General features: G+C 26.9%; 3 protein-coding genes. 2 read left to right on the top strand and 1 reads right to left on the bottom strand.

Annotation, left to right across the window (positions count from 1 at the left end; translation table 11 throughout):
• Together AC5EAH_RS07990 and AC5EAH_RS07985 are read left to right on the top strand one after the other, a co-directional pair.
• A partial coding sequence (locus AC5EAH_RS07990; protein ID WP_493494253.1) for a restriction endonuclease subunit S occupies positions 1-547 on the top strand: 547 nt, incomplete at its 5' end.
• 75 nt (positions 548-622) lie between these two features.
• Entirely contained in the window at positions 623-1549 is a 927-nt protein-coding gene (locus AC5EAH_RS07985; protein WP_493494252.1) for a tyrosine-type recombinase/integrase, read from the top strand.
• Between the two features lie 19 nt (positions 1550-1568).
• Here AC5EAH_RS07985 and AC5EAH_RS07980 read toward each other — a convergent pair.
• Positions 1569-2088 (bottom strand): restriction endonuclease subunit S (locus tag AC5EAH_RS07980; protein WP_493494251.1); only part of this gene is annotated, 520 nt, incomplete at its 5' end.

Genomic DNA, 2088 nt, shown 5'->3' with positions numbered 1-2088 from the left:
AGAGTGGGAAGAGCGTAAGTTGATTCAAATAGCTGATTATCGTAACGGTAAAGCACATGAAAAATATATTTCTGAGGATGGGAAATATATCGTAGTAAACTCCAAATTTATTTCTACGAATGGAAATGTAAAAAAATATTCTAAAAAAATGATTGCTCCACTCATAAAAGGAGAGATTACTTTTGTTTTAAGTGATGTTCCAAATGGTAAAGCAATTGCAAAAACGTTTTTGATAGATGACAATAATAAATATACATTAAATCAACGTATTGCGGGTATAACACCTCATATAAATACTAATCCATATTTTTTATTTTCACTTATGAATAGGCATCATTATTTCTTAAAATTTGATAATGGAGTAGGACAAACTAATTTATCTAAAAAACAAGTCGAAAATTGGACAGAATTAAATACTACTAAAAATGAACAAGACAAAATCGGTGCATTTTTTCAACACACAGACAACTTTATTGTTACTCATCAAAAAAAAATAAACTATCTAAATATTTTGAAACAAGCTTATTTACAAAAAATGTTCATTTAATCTATACAACTAAAATAACTTCCTAAATAATAGAGTTGGATAATATCCAAAATTTATTATTTAGGAGGTTTTTCTATGTCAAGAAATAGAAAAAATCAATTATTTTCAAAATATTTCGAAGAGTGGATTAAGCTTTATAAGGAAGGTGCTGTCAGACCAATTACATTAAAGAAATATTATATGAGTAAATATTATATTGAAAAATTAGTTCCGAATTTAAAAGTTAATCAAATAACAAGAAGAATTTATCAACAATTAATTAATGATTATGCATTAACTCATGAAAAACAAACAACAATGGATTTTCATCATCAAATTAAAAGTGCTATTTTGGATGCCGTAGACGATGGTTTAATTATACAAAATCCAACAAGAAAAATTATTATTAAAGGTAAAACACCTAGAAAAAAACGTCCTAAATTTTTAAATCAATTTGAAGTTCAAGCATTGGTGAAACAAATGAATTTAACTTCAACTATTAATTGGGATTGGTTTATTTTATTAATTTTAAAAACAGGTTTAAGATTTTCAGAAGCATTAGCAATTACACCAGAAGATTTTGATTTTAATTCTCAAAAGTTGATTGTAAATAAAACTTGGGATTATAAATCAAAGCAAGGATCTTTTCAACCTACAAAAAATAAATCATCTGAAAGAAAGATTCAATTAGATTGGCAAACAGCTATGCAATTTTCTCAATTAATAAGAGACTATCCTTTACAAAAGTCCATATTTGCAAAGTCTAGAGTTTTTAATTCAACTATTAATAAGCGATTAGAGAAATTATGCCAAAAAGCACAAATACCACATATTTCTATTCACGGATTAAGACACACACATGCTTCTTTATTATTATTTGCAGGTGTATCAATAGCAACTGTGGCGAAAAGATTAGGACATTCAAGTATGTCGACTACACAAGAAACATATTTACATATTATTCAAGAACTAGAAAATCAAGACAATGATAAAATTATGAAGCATTTATCTATGATAATTTAAAAAGGCGCAATTGCGCCTTTCATATGAACATTTTTTGTAAGTAAGCTTGTTTTAAAAATTTTAATAAGGTTAATTTATTTTCATAAAGATTAGTAAGCTTGTTAATTTCTTGTATAAATCTTCCTATTTGCAACTGTTCTATATAATTAGGGATTATAATAGGTAAATTTTGCAATATGTTACTATTTAATTTTGCTCTTCCACCACCAACAAGATAAGGGAAAATATTCATAGAACTAATTCTTGGAACTAAAAACAAATTATCAAGAACTTTTTTATTACCTTGTAATACATGTGCATGATTGTTTACCCAAATTTTACCAGAAACATATTTAACGGGATAATTAATTAAATCATTGGCTCCATCTTCTGCAATTAATACATATTCCCCTTCATGAGTATATCCCTTAACATAATCTTGCACTCCATTTGCACCATAATAGGGTGTATCTCCAGAAATACGATTACTAGCTGTAATAGGAACTCGTAAGTTATTATATATTTGAGAAATTTCATTAAGCCTACGGGTTTCCCATTCC

This window comes from Staphylococcus sp. B1(2026) (assembly GCF_058895785.1).
The sequence above is the reverse complement of the archived record's forward strand: the minus strand, read 5'-3'. Positions and strand labels throughout refer to the sequence as shown.

Coding starts and splice junctions, on each gene's coding strand:
- AC5EAH_RS07985 (WP_493494252.1), top strand. CDS start 623: ATGTCAAGAAATAGAAAAAATCAATTATTTTCAAAATATTTCGAAGAG.